The following is a 16,142-nucleotide window of genomic DNA, read 5'->3' as shown; positions in this document are numbered from 1 at the left end:
CACCGGCATCGGCGGACAGCGGCGGCCCGGGTTTTCCACAGGCGGAGGTGGTGTACTCGCGAAATCCGGCCCTGACGAGCAAAGATGGGGCCGTACGCGAAGTCGGTCGATGCGGAGGAGCGGGCACATGCCACACGAGCGAGCGGGCGAACAGGCCCGCGCCGAGGATCTCGTAGACGTGGCCCGGCTGGTCACCGCCTACTACGCGCTGCACCCGGACCCCGCCGAGCCGGGTCAGCGCGTGGCGTTCGGCACCTCCGGGCACCGCGGGTCGTCCCTGAACACGGCGTTCAACGAGGACCACATCGCCGCCACCAGCCAGGCCATCTGCGAGTACCGCGCGGGCCAGGGCACCGACGGGCCGCTCTTCCTCGGGGCGGACACCCACGCGCTGTCCGAGCCCGCGACGGTCACCGCGCTGGAGGTGTTCGCCGCCAACGAGGTGACGGTCCTCATCGACAGCGCGGACGGCTACACGCCCACCCCGGCGGTGTCCCTCGCCATCCTCACCCACAACCGCGGCCGGACCTCGGGCCTCGCGGACGGCGTCGTGGTCACCCCGTCCCACAACCCGCCCGCCGACGGCGGCTTCAAGTACAACCCGCCGAACGGCGGCCCGGCCGGCTCCGAGATCACCTCCTGGATCCAGGACCGCGCCAACGAGATCATCGCGGGCGGTCTCAAGGACGTACGCCGCATCCCCTACACGCGGGCGCTCGCCGCCCCCGGCACGGGCCGCTACGACTTCCTCGGCGCGTACGTCGCCGACCTGCCGAACGTCCTCGACCTGGACGCGATCCGTACGGCCGGGGTACGGATCGGCGCCGACCCGCTGGGCGGGGCGTCCGTCGCCTACTGGGGCCGGATCGCCGAGGAGCACCGGCTCGACCTGACCGTGGTCAATCCGCTCACGGACCCGACCTGGCGGTTCATGACGCTGGACTGGGACGGCAAGATCCGCATGGACTGCTCGTCGCCGTACGCGATGGCCTCGCTGATCGCCCAGCGCGACCGGTTCGACATCGCCACCGGCAACGACGCCGACTCCGACCGGCACGGCATCGTCACCCCGGACGCGGGTCTGATGAACCCCAACCACTATCTGGCCGTGGCCATTTCGTACCTCTACGCCCACCGAGGGCAGTGGCCCGCCGACGCGGGCGTCGGCAAGACGCTGGTGTCCTCCTCGATGATCGACCGGGTCGCCGCCGACCTCGGGCGCCGGCTCGTCGAGGTGCCCGTCGGCTTCAAGTGGTTCGTGGACGGACTGGTCGACGGCTCGCTCGGCTTCGGCGGCGAGGAGTCGGCCGGCGCGTCCTTCCTGCGCCGGGACGGCTCCGTGTGGACCACCGACAAGGACGGCATCATCCTCGCGCTGCTCGCCAGCGAGATCACGGCCGTCACCGGGAAGACGCCCTCGCAGCACTACGCGGCGCTCACGGACCGGTTCGGGGCGCCCGCCTACGCCCGGATCGACGCCCCGGCCTCACGCGAGGAGAAGGCGCTCCTCGCCAAGCTCTCGCCCGCCCAGGTCACCGCCGACACCCTCGCGGGTGAGCCCGTCACCGGCGTCCTCACCGAAGCACCCGGCAACGGCGCGGCCCTCGGCGGCATCAAGGTGACGACCGCCAGCGCCTGGTTCGCGGCGCGGCCCTCCGGCACCGAGGATGTCTACAAGATCTACGCCGAGTCCTTCCTCGGCCCGGACCACCTCGGCCAGGTGCAGGAGGAGGCGAAGGCCGTGGTCGGCGCGGCACTGGGCGGCTGACCTGGACTGTCTGCCGTGGTACGGGCTGCCGTAGGAATGAATGGTGCGGCGGCCGGTGTTGGGCGGACACATGAGCCATGACGCAAGGCGGAAGTGAACCCCGTATGTCCTTCGAAACGACCGACTACACGGGGCAGACCACGTGCGGCGACGAAGCCCGCACGCCGCTGCGTGACTTTCTGCGGACCGAGACCGGCAGTGCCGCCGTCCTGGTGGGGGCGGCGCTCGTCGCGCTCGTCTGGGCCAACGTCACACCGTCGGCGTACGAGACGTTCTGGCACACCCATCTCTCCGTACGGCTCGGTTCGCACGGGGTCTCGCTCGATCTGCGGGAGTGGGTCAACAGCGGGCTGATGACGCTGTTCTTCCTCGTCGTCGGCCTGGAGGCGCGCCGCGAGTTCGACATGGGGGAGCTGCGCGAACGCCGGCGGCTGGCCCTGCCGATGGTCGCGGGCGCCAGCGGCATGCTCGTGCCGATCGCCATCTACCTGGCGATCAACAGCGGGCACGGGACGGCGAACGGCTGGGGCGCGGTGATGTCCACGGACACGGCGTTCGCGCTGGGCATGCTCGCCGTCGTGGGCCGCCATATGCCGCCCGGGCTGCGCGTGTTCCTCCTCACGATCACCGTCGTCGACGACTTCCTGGCGCTCGTGGTGATCGCCGTCTTCTACAGCGACCACATCGCCGTACCGGCACTCCTGGTCGCGGTGGGCGCGTTCGCCGTCGTCGTCGTGCTGCGCCGGTTCCGGGTGCGCCGGGGTCCGCTGTACGCGCTGCTCGGGCTCATCGCCTGGGTCGCCCTGCTGAAGTCGGGGGTGGACCCGGTCGTCATCGGACTCGCCATGGGGCTGATCACGTACGCCTATCCGGCGGGGCGCGACGACCTGGAGCGCGCCACCGGCCTGTTCCGGCTCTTCCGCGAGCAGCCCACACCCGAGCTGGAACGCGACGTACGCGCCGGGATCGCCGCGTCGATTTCCCCGAACGACCGGCTCCAGCGCATCTACCACCCGTGGGCGAGCTACGTCGTGGTGCCGCTGTTCGCGCTGGCCAACGCGGGGCTCCAGATCAGCGGGGAGCAACTGGCCAGGGCCTTCACCTCGCCCGTCGGCCTGGGCATCCTCATCGGGTACGTCGTCGGCAAGCCGCTCGGCATCGTCTCCTCGACGGCGCTGACCAGCGTCCTGTCCCGGGGCCGGATCCGGCCGCCGGTCGGGTGGGGAGCGGTGACCGCGGGCGGCACCCTGGCGGGCGTCGGCTTCACGGTCTCCCTGCTGATCGCGACCCTCGCCTTCGACGGGACCACCCTGGAGGACGCGAAGACGGGCATCCTCACCGCCGTCATCTGCTCGTTCCTGGTCGGCCGGCTGGTCACCGGGGCGATCGGACTGCTGCCGCCGCAGGTGCGGCCGAGGGTGCTCTTCGGCAGGGCGGAGACCGTCGTGGACCTGTCGGTGCCGGTCGACCCCGACCGCGACCACCTGCGCGGACCACGGCACGCTCCGGTGACCGTCGTGGAGTACGGCGACTACGAGTGCCCCTTCTGCGGGCAGGCTGAGCCGGTCGTCCGCGAACTGCTCGGCTCCTTCGGCGACGAGGTGCGGTACGTGTGGCGGCACCTTCCGCTCAACGACGTCCACCCGCACGCGCAGCTCGCCGCCGAGGCCTCGGAGGCCGCCGCGCTCCAGGGCGGCTACTGGGAGATGCACGACCTGCTGCTCGGCCACCAAGGCGCCCTGCGCCTCAAGGACCTCCGGGGCTATGCCGAACAGATCGGCCTGGACACCGCCCGCTTCGAACGGGACATGCGGGCCCATGCCGGGGCGGGCCATGTCGCCGAGGACGTCGAGTCGGCCGACCTCAGCGGCGTAGCGGGTACCCCGACCTTCTTCGTGAACGGCCGTCGGCACCACGGCGCCTACGACATCGAGGGCCTCTCCCAGGCCGTACAGGCCGCCCGTCTGCGGGCCGCGGTGGCGGTCTAGCGGGCGGGAATGGACCGAGGGGTGCCGGTGTTGGAACGCATGTAGCTGACATGCTCGGGACAAGATCCCGGGATGTGGGCGGAAGGAGGTCCTCATGGCACGCACCACGAACCGTCCCGTCGTCACCCTGAAGTCGACGGCCGGTACCGGCGCCACCTACGTGACGCGCAAGAGCCGTCGCAACGACCCCGACCGGCTGGTCCTGCGCAAGTACGACCCGGTCGCCGGAGAGCACGTCGATTTCCGCGAAGAGCGTTGATCCGCACTCCGTGACCGAGCGTTGATCGGCGCTCCGTGAAGAGCGTTGATCCGCACTCCGTGAGGGGCGTCGAGAAACGTTCCGCGAGGAGCGTCGAGTAAGCGCGGCGGCAGTCCCGCGAACCAGGCAGAGCGGTCGTCCCTCCGTGGACGGCCTCAGGAAGGAAGCACCATGAGGTCTGGCATCCACCCCGTGTCCCGTCCGGTCGTCTTCCGCGACCGTGCGGCGGACACCGCGTTCCTGACCACCTCGACCGCGCTGTCGGCGCGCACGATCGAGTGGGTGGACGGGAACACCTACCCGCTGATCGAGGTCGAGATCTCGTCGGCCAGCCACCCGTTCTACACCGGCAACACGCGCGTCGTGGACACCGCGGGCCGTGTGGAGCGCTTTGAGCGCCGTTATGGGAGGCAGTCATGAAGGTCCGTAACTCGCTGCGCTCACTGAAGGCCAAGCCCGGCGCGCAGGTGGTCCGCCGTCGTGGCGTGACGTTCGTGATCAACAAGAAGGACCCGCGCTTCAAGGCTCGTCAGGGCTGACGCAGCGCGTACGACTGGTCGGCCCGGCCCCGCTACGGCGGTGGCCGGGCCTTCGTCGTGCCGCTCCCGTCCTCGTGCTCCGGAGGGAGAAAAATCCGTTCTTTATGCTTATAGCGGTACCAACCCCTTTGGAGTGGTCGATGTCGCGCAGGCTCCCCGTGGACGACGGTGACGAACTGCTGGCCAGACTGGGGACGCTGACCGCCCAGGCACGCGAGCGGGCGGAGCTCCAGCGTTCCCTGGTCGAGCTGGCCGTCGCCCTGCAGCGGGGCATGCTGCCCGGCGACATGCCCGTCACGCCCCGGTTCCACCTCGCGGTCCAGTACTCGCCCGCCAATCACGGGCTCAATGTGGGCGGCGACTGGTACGACGCCTTCACGATGCCCGACGGACGCATCGGCCTGTCCATCGGCGACGTCCAGGGCCACAACATCGAGGCGGCCGCGTTCATGGGCCAGGTCCGGGTCGGCCTGCGGGCGCTCGCGTCCGTCACCAGCGAGCCCGGCGAACTCCTCGCCCTGACGAACGACCTGCTCCTGTCCCTCGGCACCGAACTCTTCGCGACCTGCACCTTCGTGCGGCTCGACCCTGTCACCGGAGTGCTGGAGAGCGCGCGGGCCGGACACATACCCTCCGTCTGGGCCACGGCGGACGGCCGGTGCGGTATCGCCGACGACGAGGGCGGCCCGCCCCTCGGCATCGTCGCCGGGCAGCGGTACCCCGTGACCGAGCACCGGCTCACCACCGGCGGAGTCTTCGTCCTGGTCACCGACGGCGTGGTGGAGGGCCCCTCGATGAGCGTCGACGAAGGCCTCGACCAGGTGATGCGCCTCGCCGGAATCGCCGCCGTGGCGGGCATGGAGGCAAGCTCGCTGGCGGCCGCCGTGATCAAGGGAGCCGAGCGTGTGGGCCACGAGGACGACGCGGCGGTGCTTGTCGTGGGGCACGACGATCCCAGCACCGGGATACAGGGGGCGTCCGGCGGGGCGTGAAGCGGCAGAGGCAGCCGTGACCGGAGCCGGAGCTGTGGCTGCAGCCAGGGCCGGGACCTGAGCCGGGGATGGAGTTGGAGCTGTGACCAGAGCCAGAGCCAGAGCCAGAGCCAGAGCCAGAGCCGGGCTGGAGCTGGGCCGGGGTTGGGGGTTGGGGCTGGAGTTGCAGCCACTGCTGTGGCGGAGCCGGGGCCGGAGCCGGGCTGTGGCTGGAGCAGAGGCGCTGCTGTGGCTGGAGCCGCAGCGGGGGCCGGGGCCGCGGCCGGGGCCGAGGTTGCGGCTGGAGCCGCAGGCGGGTTCGGATCTGAGGCGCGTCCTCGCTCGTTCCCGTGGCCCGACCCGCACCCGGCTCTGCACTCGCTCCCGCTTCCGTGGCCCGACCTCTACCCGGCTCCGCGCCTGCACCCGGCTCCGCGCCTGCGCCCGATCTCCTTGCCCGACCCGCGCCCGCACCCGACCCGCACCCGCGCCCGGCCCGAACCCGACCCGCACCCACCGCCCGACCCGCACCCAACTCCGCAGATCCCGGCGTCTCCGCCCCCTGACAACCGCGCACACCGCACCCCGCGCGCGGGCACCGGCCAGGCGCCCACCCCGCAGCCCACCCCGCCGCGCGCGACCGCTCGCCTCGCCGACACGGCCCGGTCAGTGTCTGATGGCTGCTGTGGTGGGTTTCGAGGTTCTGCGGCGACCGGCCGGGTACGCCCTCCTGACGCTGGCCGTCGCCGGTGGCTACTTCGCGGCGGGACGGCTCGGGCTGCTGCGGCAGCTGGTGGTCGAGGGCGCGGTGTTCACCCCCATCTGGCCGCCCACCGGCGTCGCGGTGGCGTGCCTGCTGATCTTCGGGCTGCGGGTGCTGCCCGGTATCGCCCTCGGCGTGGTGCTCGTGATCATGTCCCTCACCTCGCTCCGGCCGACGGTGTTCGTGGTCCTGGCGGGCAACACCCTGGCCCCCGCCTGCGCCTGCCTCATGCTGCGCCGGGTGGGCTTCCGCACCGACCTCGGCAGACTGCGCGACGGCCTCGCGCTGGTGTTCCTGGGCGCCCTCTCCGCCATGCTGATCAGCGCGACCTGCGGCGCCGGACTGCTCGTCCTCACCGGCAAGCTGGCGGAACACTCCTTCTGGCCGGTCTGGCTGGGCTGGTGGGTCGGCGACGCGATGGGTGTACTGATCATCACCCCCCTCCTGCTCATGCTGTACACCGTGCGGCTGCCCCTGGACCTGCACCGCTGGAAGGAGGCCCTGCTGCTCGTGGTGACCATCGCGGTGATCGTCCCGCTGGTCACCCACAGCCACGTCAGCCTGCTGTTCCTGATCTATCCGCTGCTGATCTGGGCCGCGCTGCGGTTCCGGTTCGCCGGCAGCATGCTGTGCGCCCTGTTCGCCTCCGTCATGGCCACCATCGCGGCGACCCGGGAGACGGGCCCCTTCGCCGACCTCACCCATGTCGAGGTCATGATGAAGCTGCAGGCCTTCAACGGCACGATGGCCCTCACCGCCCTGCTGCTGTCCTCGGTCATCACCGAGCAGCGCAACACCAGACTCTCGGTGGAGAAGGCCTGCCAGGAACTGGCCGAGGTCCTCGAACACCTCACCGCCGGCGATCCCCGCCAGGGCGGCCGCCCCTGACCGGCCGGCAGAGACCAGCCCCGTCAGAGGAGCCCCGCGTCGCCCCTCCGGCGCAGCACCAGCAGCGCGGTGTCGTCCCGGGGCATGCCGGCCGTGTGGCGGCGCAGATCGCCGTAGACAGTGGCCGGTACGTCCTTCGGGAGGACCTCGCCCCAGCCCGCCGCGCGCTCCTCCAGGGGATAGAACGCGCCGGACGGATCGCGCGCCTCCGTGACCCCGTCCGTGCAGAGCAGGAGCGTGCCGTCCGAAGGGAAGGCGAACCATTCGACGGTACGAGGCTCAGGGGCCAGCGCGTCCAGGCCCAGCGGAACGCAGGGCTCCTGCCGGAGCACCGGCTCGGCCCGCTCCCCGCGCAGCAGCAGCGGTGCCACATGACCGCAGTTGATCGCCTGGACCTCCTCCTCACCGTCGATGCCCAGCACCAGCGCCGTCACGAACCGCTCCCGCTCACCGGTCTGCGCCGCGAAGGAGTTGTGCCGTAGAACCGCCTCCTCCAGGGCGTCGACCACGGCGGTGAGTGTGGGCTCGGCCACGGCCGCCTCGCGGAAGGCGCTGAGCACGGCGAACGCGGCGCTGATCGCCTGGAGGCCCTTGCCCTGCACGTCGGCGATGAAGACACGGCTGCCGTACGGCGAGGAGACGACCTCGTAGACGTCGCCGCCCACGCGACTGTCCTCCTCCACCGGTCGGTACAGGCCGTGGACCAGCAGTTGGTCGGTCATCAGGGGGAAGGGGCGCAGGATCTGCCGTTGCAGGGCCGCCGCCGCTGAGCGCAGCCGCGCGATCTCGCCCTCCCAGCGGATCCGCTGCGCCGCCCGCGCCACGCTGAGGCCGTTGAACACCAGGGTGAAGGCGATGACGGCCGCGTCGGCACCCGCCGTGCGCAGCGGGGTGTCGAAGAGGGAACCGGCTATGACGATTGTCACCCACACGGAGGCGACGGTGGTCTGCCGTACCGTCCCGCGCCCGGCGATCAGCGCCGGCAGCACCACCAGAAAGGGGGCCGGCCGGGTGTCCCGGCCCAGGGCGATACCGGTCAACGCCACCAGTGCCGTACCGCCGACGAGCCAGAACACCACCACGGCCCAGCGAAGCGGAGGCGTCGATCTGTGCCCGGCGTCGGCCACCGTCGAGCCGACCGGATCTCCGGAGCTGCGCACCGGCCCTCCCACTGTCTGCGGTCGTCGGACAACCGTCGGGAAAGCTTCCCACTCTTCAATATCAGCCCCACGCGTACCGTCCGCGAGCTGCGGCAACAGCTCGGGCCGACCCGGGACGCACAGGATGCGCACAGGGGACTAGATTCCGATCCGAATGTTGGGCCGATGGTGGGGGAGTTGGGGATCGTTGTTCATCTGGCGCACACTGCGGGGTGAATGGCAGGGCATTGTCGTCGATCCGGTACGGCAGTTGCTGCGGCGCGGACTGAAGGGGGTGTCCCTGGCGTTCGTCGCCGCTTTCGGCGTCATCTTCTTCCACTGGCTCGCCCAGCGTCCGGCCGGCGCCTCGGCCGTACGGCACCTCGGCGGCGTCCAGGGTGACCTGCCCCTGTGGCTCGCCCTGCTGCGGACCCCCATTTCGCTGTACGTCCCCGCCCTCGACCTGCCCGTATGGGCCGGCATCACCCAGCTGTTCCTCGCGTTCGCGCTGGCCGAGCTGGCCCTCGGCCGGGCCCGGACGCTGGTGGTCGCCTACGCGACCACGCTGGCCGGCACCCTCACAGTGCGGGTGATGCTGCTGATCGGGCCGGGCTGCGGCGGCATCGGGCTGCGGCCCGAGATCGGGCAGGTGCTCGACACCGGGCCGTCCGCCGCGGTCGTAGGACTGTTCACGTATCTCGCCGTGGTCCGGCGCGCACCCATCGTGTTCTTCCTCACCGGCGGATCGATGGTGTGGGAGTCGATCGTGAAACCCAACCTGGCCGGCCGCGAGCACCTGGTCGCGGTGGCCAGTGCCGTCGTCCTGGGCCTGGTCCACGAGCTGCGCCACAAGCGGCCGACCGTCACGGCGCTGCTGCCGCAGTTCAGCACGGACCAGCCGGTCAGGGACGGGACGCGCTGCCCATCTCCGCGGTGAACCCCGCCGGTTCGCTGTCGAACCCCCGCACCATGGCGTGGAACTCCCAGGCTCCGGAGGCGTCCTTGGTGAACTCCGCGACCGTCGCGGCGGTGGACCCGGCCACCTCCGTGAAGTCGTCCGACAGCAGCTCCTTGTAGCCCTCCACGACCAGCGCCCTGGCGTGCGACAGATCACCGAACGTCCTGGTCCCGCCGTTCTGATGGATGGCCACTCCGACGACCACCCGCGCGAAGGACGTGGCGAGCCGGTCCAGTTCGAGGACCATCACCTCCATGTAGCCGTACCCCTGGCCGCTCTGGCTGTGCCGGCTCATGTTGATCGTGCCGTCCGGCGAGCGGCTCTCGGAGTTGACGACGTACACCGGGCGTCCGTGCGGTGCGTCGGCCGAGTAGGTCGCCGCGACGATGTCCAGGTGGCGCGGCTGCTGCCCCCAGGGACTCGGATCCCAGCGGAGCCGTACTTCGACCTTCCCCACGACCTTGCTGACACTGCTCACTGATCGCCGCTCCCGTATCGGGCCATGTCGGGACGATCCCCCGCATGGTCAAGTATGGCTCTTCGACGGCCTGTTGATGCCCATCGGACGGACCTGTCATGCCCGGGGTCAAGCGCTCCGGATCGCGTTCACCAGCCCGGCGACGAGCCTCGCCCGCTCGGCCATCGACCCGACGAGCAGATACTCGTGGTCGGCGTGGGCTCCGCCGCCGACCGCTCCCAGACCGTCGAGCGTCGGCACCCCCAGCGCGGCCGTGAAGTTGCCGTCGCTCCCACCGCCGACCGCCCGGCCCTCGAGACCGGGCAGCAACCGCCGCGCCACCGCGAACAGTTCGGCCGCAGCGGACTCGGGCATCGGCGGCCGACCGACACTTCCCCGTACGGTGATCAGCGCCTCGTCGAGATGCGGGGCGAGGGCGGCGAACGCGGACTCGATCCGGTCCTTCTCGTCGGCCGACTCGACCCGGACGTCCACGACGACGGTCGCCCGCGCGGGGACCACGTTGTCCAGCGTGCCCGCGGACGCCACGGTCGGCGTGACCGTCGTGCCGACCTCGGGCCGCGCCAGGGCCGCGATGTCCAGCACCTGGTACGCCGCCTCGACCAGCGCGTTGACCCCGGCGGAGGGTTCCAGCCCCGCGTGCGAGGCCCGGCCCGCGACGGAGACCTCGAACGTGCCGCATCCCTTGCGGCCCGTCTTCACGGCCCCGCCGTCGGCGGCTCCCTCGGCCACGAGCACGGCACCGCAGGCGAGGGCGCGCTCCTCGATGAGAGCCCGGGAGGAGTGGGAGCCGACCTCTTCGTCGGCGGTCACCAGGATCTCGACGCCCGAGCGGTCCTCCAGCGCGGCCAGCCCGTGGATCGCCTGCACCAGACCGCCGAGCATGTCGAAGACACCGGGGCCGGTCACCCGGCCGTCCTCGACCAGGAAGGGGCGGCGGGCGAGGGTGCCCAGCGGGAACACGGTGTCGTGGTGACCAAGGATCAGCACCCGAGGTGTGCCACCGCCGGACCAGTGGACGTGCGGCCCGCCCTCGCTGTCGACGATCAAGGCCCGGCCACCGAGCCGTGCCTCGACGACGGCGGCGACAGCTTCGGCCGATGTCCGCAACGCGTCCAGGTCACGGGAGGGGGACTCGACCTCGACGAGGGTCCGGAGGTCTTCGATCATCGCGTCGACACTCACGTCGACCGCCTCGCTCGTTGTCACAGGGGAAGCGTACGTGGGCCCCGTTTCTACCCCGACCGACGAAGGGCCGACCCGACGGCGAACGCGTCGAACCGGCCCAACGGCGTTGCTGATCCCCGGAGTTCGGTCAGTCCGTGCCGGACTCCATCGCGGCGCGGTCGAGCAGCGCGTCGTCCTCGGAGACCTCGCCACGGGACGCGATGGCCTCGGCGCCGCCCTCGGGCATGCTGCCGATGAGGCCGGTCGCGGCGGCCTGCGCGGCGCCGATCGCCGTGTTGCCGCTGCCGATCAGACCGAGCACGGCGTACTGCTCCAGCTTGGCGCGGGAGTCGGCGATGTCGAGGTTGCGCATGGTCAGCTGGCCGATGCGGTCGACCGGGCCGAAGGCCGAGTCCTCGGTGCGCTCCATGGACAGCTTGTCCGGGTGGTAGCTGAACGCCGGGCCCGAGGTGTCGAGGAGCGAGTAGTCCTCGCCGCGCCGCAGCCGCAGGGTGACCTCGCCGGTGACGGCCGAGCCGACCCAGCGCTGCAGGGACTCCCGGACCATCAGGGCCTGCGGGTCAAGCCAGCGGCCCTCGTACATCAGCCGGCCGAGGCGCCGGCCCTCGTTGTGGTACTGGGCGACGGTGTCCTCGTTGTGGATCGCGTTCACGAGACGCTCGTAGGCCGCGTGCAGCAGGGCCATGCCGGGCGCCTCGTAGATGCCGCGGCTCTTGGCCTCGATGATCCGGTTCTCGATCTGGTCCGACATGCCCAGGCCGTGCCGGCCGCCGATGGCGTTGGCCTCCATCACCAGGTCGACGGGGGAGGAGAACTCCTTGCCGTTGATCGTCACCGGGCGGCCCTGGTCGAAGCCGATCGTCACGTCCTCGGTGACGATCTCGACCGACGGGTCCCAGAACCGGACGCCCATGATCGGCTCGACGGTCTCCACGCCGGTGTCCAGGTGCTCCAGGGTCTTCGCCTCGTGGGTGGCGCCCCAGATGTTGGCGTCGGTGGAGTACGCCTTCTCCGTGCTGTCGCGGTAGGGCAGCTCATGGGCGAGCAGCCACTCCGACATCTCCTTGCGGCCGCCCAGCTCGGTCACGAAGTCCGCGTCCAGCCAGGGCTTGTAGATCCGCAGATGCGGGTTGGCGAGCAGGCCGTAGCGGTAGAACCGCTCGATGTCGTTGCCCTTGAAGGTCGAGCCGTCGCCCCAGATCTGGACGTCGTCCTCGAGCATCGCCCGGACCAGCAGCGTGCCGGTGACGGCACGGCCCAGCGGAGTGGTGTTGAAATAGGCGCGCCCGCCGGAGCGGATGTGGAACGCCCCGCAGGTCAGCGCGGCCAGACCTTCCTCGACCAGCGCCGCACGGCAGTCGACGAGACGCGCGATCTCGGCGCCGTAGGCCTGCGCGCGGCCGGGCACCGAGGCGATGTCGGGCTCGTCGTACTGGCCGATGTCGGCGGTGTAGGTGCAGGGGACAGCACCCTTGTCGCGCATCCAGGCGACCGCGACGGAGGTGTCGAGTCCGCCCGAGAAGGCGATGCCGACGCGCTCGCCGGTGGGGAGGGAGGTGAGGACCTTAGACATGGGAAGAGTATGCACCCTCGTGCATGGTCATGCAAAGTCCGTTTCCTCAGCCAGGCCCGCCGGGTGCCGAAGTCCGTTTCCTTGCCCCGCCTTGCTGGGGGTCGAAGTCCGTTTCCTTGCCCCGCCCTGCTGGGGGTCGAAGTGTCTTTGCTCGCCCCGCCCCGACGGTCGGCGAAGACTCCTTCCTCGGCCCGTCCCGCCAGGTCTCCGAGTCCGTCCCCTCGCCCCATCCTGCCGCGCGCCGAAGCCCCTCTCGCCGCCCACCCCGCCCCGACGCGTCGAAGCCCGTTTCCTCGGCCCCTCCCGCCGGGGCTCGAAATCCGTCCCCTCGCCTCGCCCCGGCGGGTGCCGAAGTCCCTTTGCTCGCCCCGCCCCGACGCGTCGAAGCCCGTTTCCTCGGCCCCTCCCGCCGGGGCTCGAAATCCGTCCCCTCGCCCCGCCCCGCCAGGTCTCGAAGTCCGTCTCCGCGGCCCGTCCCGCCGGGCGCCCCGGAAGGGGCGGGCACCCGGCGGGACCGATCGTCGCGGATCGCTCAACAACCCGCCTTGTAGAAGTACTTGCTGATCTCGGGCTCGTCCATGTTCGCCTTGGTGATGGCGACCATGTTCGTGCCGATCGACTTCTGGACGGTCTTGCCCTCGAACGCGGCGGCGAGCTGGTCGACGGCCTCCTTGCCGATCGCCGCCGGGTCCTGAGCGACCAGGACCTGGAGGGTGCCCGCCTTGAGCGAGGCGACCTCGTCCGGTTCCGCGTCGAACGCGGCGACCTGCACCTTGCCCTGCTTGCCGGCCTGCTTGAGACCGGTGGCGATGCCCGTACCCGTGTTGGTGTTGCCCGCGAAGACACCGGCGAGGTCGGGGTGGGCCGCGAGCGTCGCCTGGATCTGGGAGGCCGCGGTGGCCGGCAGGTCGTTGTCGTAGAGGGTCGGCAGCAACTTGATGTTGGGGTACTTCGCCATCTCCTCGGTGAAGCCCTTGATGCGGGCGTCGGTCGTGGAGACACCGGGCTTGACGCTGATGACGATCGCCGATCCCTTCTCGTTCATCAGCTTGGCCAGCGCGTCGGCCGCCACCCGGCCGCCCTTCTCGTTGTCGGACGAGATGCGGGTGATGCCGATCGAGGCGTCGGAGACCGTGGTGTCCACCAGCGCGACCTTGGTCCCGGACGACTGGATCTGCTTCAGCGAGGGGGTGAGCGCGCTGACGTCGACCGGCGAGATCAGCAGCCCGTCCGGCCGGGTCGCCGCCACCGAGTCGATCAGCGGGCGCTGGACCGACACGTCCCACTGCGCGGAGCCGTCCGCGGAGAAGTCCATGCCCTTGGCCTTGGCCTCGGTCTGCGCCGCGCAGGTCATGGTGATGTAGAAGGGGTCGCTCTTGACGCCGGTGATCAGCCGGACCTTCTTGCCGGAGGCGCCTCCCTTCGACCCCGAACTGCCGCTGTCGCTCGACGAACTACAGGCGGCGGCGCCGGTCAGGGCCAGCACGGTGCCCGCGGCGACCAGTACTTTGCGCGTGATGCGGATGTTCGACATGAGGGTGTCCTCCTGGGTCATACGAGGGTCGGGGCGAACGTTGGAGCGAAGGGCAAGGCGAACGTCGGGGCGGGAGCCGTGCCGGGAGTCGTGCCGCGCGTCATGCGCGCTCCCGGGTCTTCCGGCGCATCTGGTCGATGTAGACCGCGGCGACCAGGACGACACCGACGGCGACGTCCTGCCAGTACTGCTGAACGCCGATGACGATCAGTCCGGTGGTGAGCACCGCGGGGATGAACACGCCGATCACGGTGCCCAGCACCGACCCCCGCCCGCCGAACAGGCTGGTGCCGCCCAGCACCACGGCGGTGATCACCTTCAGGTTGTCGGTGGAGTGCCCGGCGATGGACGTCGTGCCGTACGAGGCCAGCCACATCACCGCGCCGAGACCGGCGAGGAGGCCCATCAGGCCGTAGACCTTGATCAGATGGCGGCCCACCGGGATGCCCGCGCGCCGGACGGCGGTCGGGTTGGAGCCGATCGCCAGGGTGTTGCTGCCGAACTTCGTGGCGCCGAGCACCGCGCCGAACAGGGCGGTGACCACCGCGGCCAGGATCACCATCCAGGGGATGCCGAGCAACTTGCCGAAGCCCAGGCTGTTCTGGAGGTGGGTGGCCGCGGCGCCGGACGGGTCCTGGCCGCCGGTGATGAGTTCGGCGATGCCCAGCGCGGCGCCCAGACCGCCCAGGGTCACGATCAGCGGCGGCACCTTCCCGGTGGCCACGACCGCTCCCTGCATCGCGCCCCAACCGGCGCCCACGGCAAGGGCGATGACGACACAGACCGCGACCGTGAACCAGCCCGCGGTGGGGCCGCCGTGGTGGATGTTGTACTCGCCCGCGGCCACCGCCGCCAGCACCACCACCGAGCCGATCGACAGGTCGATGCCCGCGGTGATGATCACGAAGGTCATGCCGACGCCGAGCACCAGATAGATGGCCGCGTTCACGGCGATCTGCGTGATGTCGTACGTGGTGAAGAACTTGCCCGGTGCCGCGATCGTGAAGAACGCGACCAGCGCGACGAGGATCACGAACGTCCACAACTCGCTGATGCCGGCGGCCCGTCGGAGCCACGGGGGTATCGCGAGGCGTCCGCCGTCGGCCGGCGTCACGTCCTGCGCGGGGGCGGCCGGTTCGATGTCCTGGCTGTTGGCGCTCATCGCCCGTTCTCCGCTTCTTCCGTCGCGCGGGCCGGGCCGTCGTCCCCGCCCGTTGCGGGCTCGTCCAGCGATCCGGTCATGGCGCCGACGAGCTTCTCGATCGTGGCGTCGGCCGCGGTGAACGAGGCGACCCGGCGCCCCAGCCGCAGTACTTCGACCCGGTCGGCCACCGACAGCACCTCGGGCATGTTGTGGCTGATCAGGACCACGCAGATACCCCGGTCGGCGACCCTGCGGACGGTCTCCAGGACCCGGGCGCGCTGGACGACGCCCAGGGCGGCGGTCGGCTCGTCCATGAAGATGACCTTGTTGGCGAAGGCGACCGCGCGCGCCACGGCCACGGACTGCCGTTGCCCTCCTGACAACGTTGTCACAGGAGCCGTCACATCTTTCAGCTCCACGCCCAGTTCACCGAACGCCGCGACCGCCTCCCGGCGCATGGTGGGCCGGTCGAGCACGCCCAGGCGGCCGAGCAGGCCTCCGCGCACAAGTTCCCTGCCGAGATAGAGATTTGACGCCGCGTCAAGATCCGGCGCGAGCGAAAGATCCTGATAGACGGTCTCGACTCCGTGCCGTTGCGCGTCCATCGGACCCGTGAAGCGGACCGGCACCCCGTCCAGGCGCACCTCGCCCTCGTCCGGGGTGAGCACGCCCGAAAGGACGTTCACCAGAGTCGACTTGCCGGCGCCGTTGTCACCGATCAGTGCGACCACCTCGCCGGCGTACGCCGTGAAGTCGGCGCCCGAGAGCGCCTCGACATGACCGAAACGCTTGACCACGCCGTGTGCCGCGAGAAGTGGTTCTCTTGCAGAGGCCATGCTGTGCTTTCTGGTTGGTATCGTTAACAGTTCGTCGATTCTGGGAGGCCCATGAGTGGGCGTCAAGGGTCGGGACGGACAGGGATTCGGGCGCAGGCTGCCGGCCCGTCGGTCCG

Annotated in this window: 15 protein-coding genes; 8 read left to right on the top strand and 7 right to left on the bottom strand. The window is 70.8% G+C overall.

Annotation, left to right across the window (positions count from 1 at the left end; genetic code table 11):
* Nucleotides 1-127: 127 nt before the first annotated feature.
* The 7 genes from pgm to ACIRRY_RS28985 all read left to right on the top strand — a co-directional run bounded on the left by pgm (nucleotide 128) and on the right by ACIRRY_RS28985 (nucleotide 7,176).
* Nucleotides 128-1,768, top strand: a complete 1,641-nt coding sequence (pgm, locus tag ACIRRY_RS29015) for a phosphoglucomutase (alpha-D-glucose-1,6-bisphosphate-dependent) (RefSeq protein WP_403977962.1) — start codon at nucleotides 128-130, stop codon at nucleotides 1,766-1,768.
* 104 nt (nucleotides 1,769-1,872) lie between these two features.
* Nucleotides 1,873-3,756 (top strand): Na+/H+ antiporter NhaA, encoded by a 1,884-nt coding sequence (nhaA, locus tag ACIRRY_RS29010; protein WP_403977960.1) that lies wholly within the window; start codon nucleotides 1,873-1,875, stop codon nucleotides 3,754-3,756.
* A 94-nt stretch (nucleotides 3,757-3,850) separates the two neighbouring features.
* Complete coding sequence (rpmG, locus tag ACIRRY_RS29005; RefSeq protein WP_403977958.1) at nucleotides 3,851-4,015, top strand: 50S ribosomal protein L33; 165 nt, start codon at nucleotides 3,851-3,853, stop codon at nucleotides 4,013-4,015.
* 171 nt (nucleotides 4,016-4,186) lie between these two features.
* Entirely contained in the window at nucleotides 4,187-4,435 is a 249-nt protein-coding gene (locus ACIRRY_RS29000) for a type B 50S ribosomal protein L31 (protein ID WP_403977955.1), read from the top strand.
* Nucleotides 4,432-4,554, top strand: a complete 123-nt coding sequence (gene ykgO / locus ACIRRY_RS28995) for a type B 50S ribosomal protein L36 (protein WP_014669332.1) — start codon at nucleotides 4,432-4,434, stop codon at nucleotides 4,552-4,554. The genes ACIRRY_RS29000 and ykgO overlap by 4 nt, the downstream gene beginning before the upstream one ends.
* A 140-nt stretch (nucleotides 4,555-4,694) precedes the next feature.
* Nucleotides 4,695-5,546, top strand: a complete 852-nt coding sequence (locus ACIRRY_RS28990) for a PP2C family protein-serine/threonine phosphatase (RefSeq protein ID WP_403977951.1) — start codon at nucleotides 4,695-4,697, stop codon at nucleotides 5,544-5,546.
* A 655-nt stretch (nucleotides 5,547-6,201) separates the two neighbouring features.
* Nucleotides 6,202-7,176 carry an MASE1 domain-containing protein gene (locus tag ACIRRY_RS28985; RefSeq protein WP_403977949.1) on the top strand — a complete coding sequence of 325 codons (975 nt, stop codon included), beginning with the start codon at nucleotides 6,202-6,204 and terminating at the stop codon, nucleotides 7,174-7,176.
* A gap of 23 nt (nucleotides 7,177-7,199) precedes the next feature.
* On the opposite strand, the gene ACIRRY_RS28980 is transcribed toward ACIRRY_RS28985, so the two are convergent.
* Nucleotides 7,200-8,336 (bottom strand): PP2C family protein-serine/threonine phosphatase, encoded by a 1,137-nt coding sequence (locus ACIRRY_RS28980; protein ID WP_403977946.1) that lies wholly within the window; start codon nucleotides 8,334-8,336, stop codon nucleotides 7,200-7,202.
* Between the two features lie 154 nt (nucleotides 8,337-8,490).
* On the opposite strand from ACIRRY_RS28980, the gene ACIRRY_RS28975 reads away from it, so the two are divergent.
* Entirely contained in the window at nucleotides 8,491-9,252 is a 762-nt protein-coding gene (locus ACIRRY_RS28975) for a hypothetical protein (RefSeq protein WP_403977942.1), read from the top strand.
* On the opposite strand, the gene ACIRRY_RS28970 is transcribed toward ACIRRY_RS28975, so the two are convergent.
* The 6 genes from ACIRRY_RS28970 to ACIRRY_RS28945 all read right to left on the bottom strand — a co-directional run bounded on the left by ACIRRY_RS28970 (nucleotide 9,218) and on the right by ACIRRY_RS28945 (nucleotide 16,026).
* Complete coding sequence (locus ACIRRY_RS28970; protein WP_329264001.1) at nucleotides 9,218-9,751, bottom strand: TerD family protein; 534 nt, start codon at nucleotides 9,749-9,751, stop codon at nucleotides 9,218-9,220. The genes ACIRRY_RS28975 and ACIRRY_RS28970 overlap by 35 nt on opposite strands.
* 108 nt (nucleotides 9,752-9,859) lie before the next feature.
* Nucleotides 9,860-10,960, bottom strand: coding sequence for a M20 family metallopeptidase (locus tag ACIRRY_RS28965; RefSeq protein ID WP_403977938.1), 1,101 nt, complete (start codon nucleotides 10,958-10,960; stop codon nucleotides 9,860-9,862).
* A 106-nt stretch (nucleotides 10,961-11,066) separates the two neighbouring features.
* Nucleotides 11,067-12,512 (bottom strand): argininosuccinate synthase, encoded by a 1,446-nt coding sequence (gene argG / locus ACIRRY_RS28960; protein ID WP_403977935.1) that lies wholly within the window; start codon nucleotides 12,510-12,512, stop codon nucleotides 11,067-11,069.
* Between the two features lie 532 nt (nucleotides 12,513-13,044).
* Complete coding sequence (locus ACIRRY_RS28955; protein WP_403977933.1) at nucleotides 13,045-14,046, bottom strand: ABC transporter substrate-binding protein; 1,002 nt, start codon at nucleotides 14,044-14,046, stop codon at nucleotides 13,045-13,047.
* Between the two features lie 100 nt (nucleotides 14,047-14,146).
* Nucleotides 14,147-15,208, bottom strand: a complete 1,062-nt coding sequence (locus ACIRRY_RS28950; RefSeq protein ID WP_403977931.1) for an ABC transporter permease — start codon at nucleotides 15,206-15,208, stop codon at nucleotides 14,147-14,149.
* On the bottom strand, nucleotides 15,205-16,026 hold the full coding sequence (locus ACIRRY_RS28945; protein WP_403977929.1) for an ATP-binding cassette domain-containing protein: 822 nt from the start codon (nucleotides 16,024-16,026) through the stop codon (nucleotides 15,205-15,207). Before ACIRRY_RS28945 ends, ACIRRY_RS28950 begins: the two co-directional genes overlap by 4 nt.
* Between the last annotated feature and the right edge of the window lie 116 nt (nucleotides 16,027-16,142).

The sequence above is a fragment of the Streptomyces sp. NPDC101776 genome (assembly GCF_044766845.1).
Classification (GTDB): domain Bacteria; phylum Actinomycetota; class Actinomycetes; order Streptomycetales; family Streptomycetaceae; genus Streptomyces.
This window is presented reverse-complemented; position numbering and strand designations above follow the sequence as displayed.